The organism is Microcystis sp. LE19-8.1F (genome assembly GCF_027531715.1).
GTDB classification, from domain to species: domain Bacteria; phylum Cyanobacteriota; class Cyanobacteriia; order Cyanobacteriales; family Microcystaceae; genus Microcystis; species Microcystis wesenbergii_A.
Map to the genome: position 1 here is coordinate 1 of NZ_JAPZSO010000012.1, position 1,535 is coordinate 1,535.

General features: G+C 49.6%; 2 protein-coding genes and 1 pseudogene. 2 read left to right on the plus strand and 1 reads right to left on the minus strand.

The window, feature by feature from the left end; genetic code table 11:
• Positions 1–234: 234 nt before the first annotated feature.
• Positions 235–375: a hypothetical protein gene (locus tag O9334_RS01725; RefSeq protein WP_193745615.1), complete on the plus strand. Its 141-nt coding sequence runs from the start codon at positions 235–237 to the stop codon at positions 373–375.
• Positions 376–413: 38 nt separating this feature from the next.
• Positions 414–1,259, plus strand: a pseudogene (locus tag O9334_RS01730) (formylglycine-generating enzyme family protein); the annotation flags it as partial.
• Between the two features lie 29 nt (positions 1,260–1,288).
• Here the strand turns inward: O9334_RS01730 and O9334_RS01735 are convergent.
• Positions 1,289–1,535, minus strand: a 247-nt coding sequence (locus O9334_RS01735) for a hypothetical protein (protein WP_287998848.1), incomplete at its 5' end; no start/stop codon positions are given.

Here is a 1,535-nt window from a genome sequence, read left to right on the forward strand (position 1 = left end):
AACCGCAATGTCTTGGAATTCATGACTGAGGCGATTCGCGCCTCTAGGAGGGGCAGTGCTTCTCCCTCTGTGCTGCCCCAGGAGAGTTCTTCCACTGAGTCAATGACACTGGCTGCTTGACATCCCCCCCTGAACGGTTACAAAGCTATTTGATCGTTCGTTAAGAAAAATGACTGGAAGGGTAATATTTGGCTATGCGTTTAGTAGCATGGCGGCAGAAGAAATGTAATTGTTATGGGCAAACCACAAATCGCCGTCCGAATTCCCCCACCCCTCCTCGCCGAACTCAACCAGTACGTCGAGCGTGTTGGTAGAGGGATAGCGGAGGTCGAGAGAAAGATAGTAGAGTTAGAAAGTTTGGTTAAAGGCAAATGAGATAATATTTGGGGGAAATCAACACAATGACATTTGATCTGGTAAAAGTAAATGCCAAAGGTCAGGAATTCGAACGAGAAAAGGCTGAAGCCTCATATTTCACCCAAGATTTGGGCAACGGCATCACTCTAGAGATGGTCGCCATCCCCGGTGGGACTTTCCTGATGGGTTCGTCAACAAATGAGAAAGATAGTTATGAGGATGAACGCCCTCAACATGAGGTTACTGTCCCCCCCTTTGCCATGGGTAAATATCCCATCACCCAGTCCCAGTGGAGAGCGATCGCCGAACGCACGGATTTAAAAGTAGAAAAAGACCTTGACCTCAACCCAGCCCACTTCAAAGACCGTCCCGACAGCGATCGCCGTCCCGTCGAACAAGTCAACTGGTACGATGCCGTCGAGTTCTGCGTGAGATTATCGAAGTTGACGGTTCGGGAATACCGACTCCCTAGTGAGGCGGAATGGGAGTACGCTTGTCGTGCCAGGACGACCACCCCGTTCTACTTTGGGGAAACCATTACCGGGGAATTGGCTAACTACATTGCCAGTAATACCTACGCCGGGGAAGCGAAGGGAAAATATCGAAAAGAAACAACTCCCGTGGGACAGTTCCCTCCCAATGCCTTCGGACTGTACGATATGCACGGCAATGTCTGGGAGTGGTGCGCCGATACCTGGCACGATAATTATGATGGTGCGCCGACGGACGGAAGTGTCTGGAGAGAAAATGGTAATGATAATCGTTCTCCATTGCGGGGCGGTTCTTGGTTCTACTTTCCATTTCTCTGCCGTTCCGCTTGCCGCAACTTCTACTTCCGCCGCGACTACATCAGCTTCAGCTGCGGTTTTCGGGTGGTGTGTGGTGCTGGGAGGACTCTGTAACCCTTTTCCCCTTTTTTCCCTTTTTTCCCTCATTCCCTATTTTTTCTCTTTCCCTTTCTTTCCCGCCCAAAGGCGGGTCGATTTTGTAGGGGCGCAATGCTTGCCATTGGTGTCAACTTAAGCAAGAAGCTTAATAGACTTGTTGCGTAATAGTGGCATAATGGGGAAGAAACAATGATTGGATATCCCCTTGAATGCTGAACATTGGCCGAATATTGCATCAAGATAGACTCTTGAGAGCGACCACAGGACTCAATAGAAGAGCGTTTGAGACCT